The sequence below is a fragment of the Pseudoalteromonas sp. SWXJZ94C genome, assembly GCF_015864385.1.
In the GTDB taxonomy this organism is placed as follows: domain Bacteria; phylum Pseudomonadota; class Gammaproteobacteria; order Enterobacterales; family Alteromonadaceae; genus Pseudoalteromonas.
Window position 1 is genome coordinate 1 of sequence record NZ_JADYXF010000089.1, and the last position, 5,602, is coordinate 5,602.

Consider the following 5,602-nt stretch of genomic DNA (forward strand, 5'->3'; position numbering starts at 1 on the left):
GATATATTCTTAACCTAAAAATTAAATTTTATAGCACAGTTTTATTTGTTCAATTAGAGTGGCTGTCTGGTTTAATTTTCCCGCGAAACCGGCAAAGGCATTAAAACCCTTCGTGAATACAATGCATTTAACCAATTAAGCTGTTTTAACAATAATGGCACGCTCACCCAATACGATTACGACCCGCTTGGTCGACGTATAGCCAAGCATACTGAACACGGCAAAATTGACTACATTTGGGATAACGACCAGCTAATCGGCGAATGCCAACACGGTGAATATACGTGGTATATAAACCTACCAAACCAATTTCACCCAGTAGCACTGATTAAAAAAGGTGAAGTTTACTACTATCACCTAGACCAACTTAACACGCCACGCTTTGTTACCAACAACAGCGCACAAGTCGTGTGGGAAAACCAAGCCGATGTGTATGGTTATGAAGAGCCAGAAGCAGATGCTGACTTTAATAAAGAAAATAGCTTCACTCAGCCAATCCGTTTTCAAGGGCAATATTTAGATGAAGAGAGCGGCTTACATTACAACCGCTACCGCTACTACAGCCCCAAACAACAACGGTTTATAAACCAAGATCCGATTGGCCTTGTGGGTGGGATAAATCATTATCAATATGCGCCTAATCCGGTTAATTGGGTGGATCCGTTTGGGTTGAGTTGTAAGGAAGGGATAGCGACTGTCCTAAGAATAGGTCGTGGCAAAGATACTCATTTTGCTATTCAGATAAAAACTAAATTTGAGGTTACTAAAACTCATCAACTAGGTGGAACTGATGATAATGGTATTAGTAGTAGAACTCTTATTGATAGCTACGATGAAGAGGATGATTTTGCTGGCAAATTAATAGAAAAAGCTACGATAAAACTACCAAATGCGATTGCTGCGATTGATTTACAAAGACAGCTAATGCTCAATAGTGAAATAGCTCTTGATGCTGCTGATGGTGATCCTGATAATTTACAAACTCCTTTATATGATGCTGCTACTCAAAGCTGCCTAACGCATGTTTTCGATGTATTGGAGGCTGGTGGGATAGAAGGTACGCCAAAGAGTTCCTCTATTCGAGATAAATCAGTCCGTAAATTTACACGTGATATGATGAATGGGAAAATTGGCGAAGAAGAGATTTCTGAAGTTGTGGAAGAGTTTGAAGATAACAAAGCAACTTGGAAGATTGATAGTAAAGGTAGGCCTATTTCAGTTGAGGCAACGTTAAAATCTACTTATCATGGTAAGCGCTCATCTAAAGAGAAAAAAGCACAAAGTGAAGCTGGTGGTGAGGCTAGGTTAGCTGATGATGATGGCGGTCATTTAGTTGGCCATCGCTTTATGAGTGATCAAGGAGAGAAAAACTTATTTCCACAAAACTCTAACTTTAATCGAGGTAGTTATAAGTCGATGGAAAATGAGTGGGCAGATTGGACCGAAGCTGGATATGAGGTCAAACTAAAGGTTTCGCTTGAGCCCCCTGGATCAGCTCGACCTACTGATGTAATTAGTGAATATGAAGTATTTGATCCTAAAAGTAAAAAAAGGGTATATAAAAAACGTCATAAGTTTAATAACCAAAATGGGCAAACTTATGTGCGAGTCCCAAAAGAAGTAATTAAAAAAATGTAGAGGTTAAATGTGAATATAAAAGATGAAGTACTAATGGATATTGCGCAATTATTTTTGCGCTGTTCTGATCTTATTGACTATGAGTGGAAGGAAGTTACTTTTGTTTTTGAGTTTGGCGAGGGGTGTACTTCTAACTCCGGCTTTTTATATGATGGTGAAGAGATAACACCTGCCGCAGCTTCAATTGAAGATGAACAATTGCTATTAGATAATACTTTAGAGCAATTAAGAGAAGATATTTATCAGCAATGCGGTGAAAAGTTCAATCAACTATTATTTCAAATGGAAAATGAAACGAAGCGTTTTAAAATAGATTTTGAATTTGATGATCCAAAACGGTGGGCTATTACACCTAGTAATATGTTCGAAATGAGAGAGAAACTTCGTCCTAAGTTTGACTGAGTTTTAACGTAATATTAATAAATACGTAGAGTATCTTACGAGTATTATAATTAAGTCTAATAACGTTTTTATTAGGCTTAAAACTTGGAAGTCGCAGATGAAACCGAGCAAAAAATTAAATTTTACTATTAATTCAAATGAAAAAGTGTGTAGTCATTTACATGATTTTATTAATAAAGAAACCGAAATAATTCCAAAACCATATATTATTGGTATCAGTGCTGAACATTATACTCTGACTTGGTACTGTGAACTTTGTTGTGAGAAATATTCCTTGCCAACTCAGGGAGTATTTTTATTTGACTTTCCTGAAGATAAAGAAGAGTACGACGACCTTGCTTCTTTGAAAGATCTGTATAGTTTTAAAGATTTAAAGCCATACGTTGATAGTTTACCCAACTTTAAAATATCAGAAGTATGCGATAGCAATCCATTTTTAGCATTTGATAAAGATGAAGGCTCTACCCCAAAACACGTTAATCAAGAACTATTTTATTCGTTATCGAGATTAAATGACGAAAAAGTAGAGCAGATGGTAGAGAAAACATTAATGGTGCCATTTGGTACTGAGATTGATTTAGACGATTCAAATAACAAATAATCAGAGACAAAATTAACGTGACACCCATCTTAATTGGGATAGCTTTGCTTGTTCAATTAAGGTGCCTGTCTTGCTTAATTTAGTTACATACAAGTACGACAGCGTAAACCAGCTCATTGCTCGTAAAAACAAAGGCGTAAGCAGCCATAATATAAATTTTGAGTACAACAGCATTGGGCAGTTAATACAACAAACATTGTCAGGCCCACACGTTGATACTACTAACCAATACCAATGGGACAGTTTTGGCAACCCTCAAACTCAAACGGTGCAATCAAGCGCAATCGAAGGGACTAGCGATACAAAAACGAGTAATGCATTAAGCAGTGAGCACATCAAAGCACAGCACAGCACAGCAAGTGAAGCTGCAAATAACAACGATATTGATGCGAAACCTTCTATTGATTTAACGCGCGCCACGCATAACGAATACAGCGATTTAGCGCCAAATAGTAATAAAGCTGACATTGAAACAAGTAGTTTTAATGCACACAACACCATTAAAAACAGCGCAACCGAAGCCGACCGTTTAACGCAATTTGGCGACAGCGACTTTGATTACGACGAATTTGGTAACCAAATACGCGAAACTGGCAAAGGCATTAAAACCCTTCGTGAATACAATGCATTTAACCAATTAAGCTGTTTTAACAATAACGGCACGCTCACCCAATACGATTACGACCCACTTGGTCGACGTATCGCCAAGCACACCGAGCACGGTAAAATTGACTACATTTGGGATAACGACCAGTTAATCGGCGAATGCCAACACGGTGAATATACGTGGTATATAAACCTGCCAAATCAATTTCATCCATTAGTGCTTATTAAAAAAGGTGAAGTATATTACTACCACCTAGATCAACTTAACACGCCGCGTTTTGTTACCAACAACAGCGCACAAGTAGTGTGGGAAAACCAAGCCGATGCATATGGTTATGAAGAGCCAAAACTAGAAGCTGAATCAACTGTAAATAATACCTTTACTCAGCCAATTCGTTTTCAAGGGCAATATTTAGATGAAGAGAGCGGTCTGCATTATAATCGCTACCGCTATTACAGCCCAAAACAGCAGCGTTTTATAAACCAAGATCCAATAGGGTTAGTGGGTGGCATAAACCATTATCAATATGCGCCTAATCCGGTAAATTGGGTTGACCCGTTTGGGTTGCTGTGTGAAGAGGGTGAAAAGAGCTTAAAAGAAGCGTTAGATACAAGAGTCGCTTCTGGGTGCATAAGTCCAAAACTATCTGAAAAATTATTTAAAGCAGCTCAAGATGGTCAATTAACGCCTAAGGAAATTAAGGATAATCTGAATTCAATACCGCAAGAGGAAGGTTTAAAACCAGTAAGTATTTTCCCGATAGAATGGTTAGTTGAAGGATTAGCTGATGCTGCGGAAGCAGTAGGGGAAATGATTGATACGGGTCCAACAGCAGCGGGTGCAGCAGCTGTTGCGATTGCTTTAGTACCAGGGAAAGCCGCAGATAAAGTGTTGGATCCCGTAGTTAAAAAATTAGATAATATGGCAGATGCCGCAAAAACAACAGTTACTCAAGGAGCGAAAAAAGTAGCTCGGAGGATGGAACTTCACAAGGTTGCTTGTTTTAAGAAAAATAAAAAGGGCTCAGTTCAGGAATATGATGATCAATTACAAGGTCAACAAGATGGTATTAACAAGATGACGGTGAAAGAGTATTTAGATAACCGTGAATCTTATAAAAATATTAAGCGAAAAGGAACTGGTGCTGCACAGAAAAAAGCTAGAGATGACTTTAAAGATAACGCAATAATAGAGTACATTGATGAATTAGCTAATGATAATATTTTTGGTGAAAAAGCAGAAAAACTAGCTACTGAAATGGCAGAAAGCAAAATGAAAACACTTAATGCTTTACATAATCCTGATATGATTGCGGGAGGAAATGACATAGTTGAAGTATTAGGAGATGCAGGTGTTAATAAATCCATTGGCTCGCAATGGAAGAATAAGGGAATTAATGCATTAGGTGAAAAAGAAAAATTAAGTAGAGTGTTAGCTATGGATGTACAGGCTAATAATGCATTAAAAGATATGGGCCCAAATACTTACATGAATGTAAACTTACACAGGTGTAAATAATGAACAATTTTTTTGATAACTTCTATAATTATGCTGGTTTCGGACCTGCGGTTAAACAACGAAAACCAAGCGATGAGTCTCTTAGCTTTTTTAAAAGTAAATTACCCGACCGTCTAATCGAGTACTGGCAGAGTTATGGCTTTTGTGGTTGGGGAAATGGTATTTTTTGGCTCGTCGATCCAGCAGATTATAGTGATATCTTACAGAGTTGGATACATGGCACAGAGTTTGAGGAAAGAGAGAGAAAAGGGCTTGATAAATATTATGTAATAGGGCGGAGTGCTTTTGGTCGCTTATTTGTTTGGGGAGAGAGTTCAGGCCTTAGCTTAAAAATAAACCCTCTCTACGGTATGCTTTTACCTTCAGATAATACCGATAATCTTAACACCAGAGGTTCAGATCGAATTATTGATTTATTTTTTGCCTCAATGTCTAAGACTCATATGGAGGAGAAAGATTTAGATGATCTACCTTTATTTGAAAGAGCATTAGATAAACTTGGTGCCCTAGAAGCTGATGAAATGTATACATTTGTACCAGCATTGGCATTAGGTGGTGCTAATAAGCTAGAAAACTTACAAAAGGTTAAAATTATTGAACAACATAATTTTTTATCTGAGCTTGGAGAAAAGAATGTAATGACAGATATAGTTATGCAATTGAGAAACTTGTAAAAGCCAATGGGGTCTAAAAGCCAATGGGGTCAAATCCTGAGGGATCCCCACAATTATAGAAAGAATAACAAAGACATATATGGATGCTCCCCTGAAGTCAAGACGAGCTAATGTATAAACATCAAAATTGATGCCTTTATTTTATTATCATGTATCCCATTT

5 protein-coding genes and 1 pseudogene are annotated in these 5,602 nt (G+C 37.4%); all 6 read left to right on the forward strand.

The window, feature by feature from the left end:
• Positions 1 to 99 precede the first annotated feature (99 nt).
• Positions 100 to 210: pseudogene (locus I6F65_RS22080) on the forward strand (hypothetical protein); the annotation flags it as partial.
• Between the two features lie 198 nt (positions 211 to 408).
• Positions 409 to 1,638 (forward strand): RHS repeat-associated core domain-containing protein, encoded by a 1,230-nt coding sequence (locus tag I6F65_RS22085; RefSeq protein ID WP_331461430.1) that lies wholly within the window; start codon positions 409 to 411, stop codon positions 1,636 to 1,638.
• A gap of 9 nt (positions 1,639 to 1,647) precedes the next feature.
• Positions 1,648 to 2,040 (forward strand): hypothetical protein, encoded by a 393-nt coding sequence (locus tag I6F65_RS20745; RefSeq protein WP_197114711.1) that lies wholly within the window; start codon positions 1,648 to 1,650, stop codon positions 2,038 to 2,040.
• A 97-nt stretch (positions 2,041 to 2,137) separates the two neighbouring features.
• Positions 2,138 to 2,641 carry a hypothetical protein gene (locus tag I6F65_RS20750; protein ID WP_197114712.1) on the forward strand — a complete coding sequence of 168 codons (504 nt, stop codon included), beginning with the start codon at positions 2,138 to 2,140 and terminating at the stop codon, positions 2,639 to 2,641.
• Positions 2,642 to 2,711: 70 nt separating this feature from the next.
• Complete coding sequence (locus tag I6F65_RS22005; RefSeq protein ID WP_269435964.1) at positions 2,712 to 4,766, forward strand: RHS repeat-associated core domain-containing protein; 2,055 nt, start codon at positions 2,712 to 2,714, stop codon at positions 4,764 to 4,766.
• Complete coding sequence (locus I6F65_RS20765; RefSeq protein WP_197114713.1) at positions 4,766 to 5,440, forward strand: GAD-like domain-containing protein; 675 nt, start codon at positions 4,766 to 4,768, stop codon at positions 5,438 to 5,440. The genes I6F65_RS22005 and I6F65_RS20765 overlap by 1 nt, the downstream gene beginning before the upstream one ends.
• Positions 5,441 to 5,602: the final 162 nt, after the last annotated feature.

Coding starts and splice junctions, on each gene's coding strand:
- I6F65_RS20750 (WP_197114712.1), top strand. CDS start 2,138: ATGAAACCGAGCAAAAAATTAAATTTTACTATTAATTCAAATGAAAAA.
- I6F65_RS20765 (WP_197114713.1), top strand. CDS start 4,766: ATGAACAATTTTTTTGATAACTTCTATAATTATGCTGGTTTCGGACCT.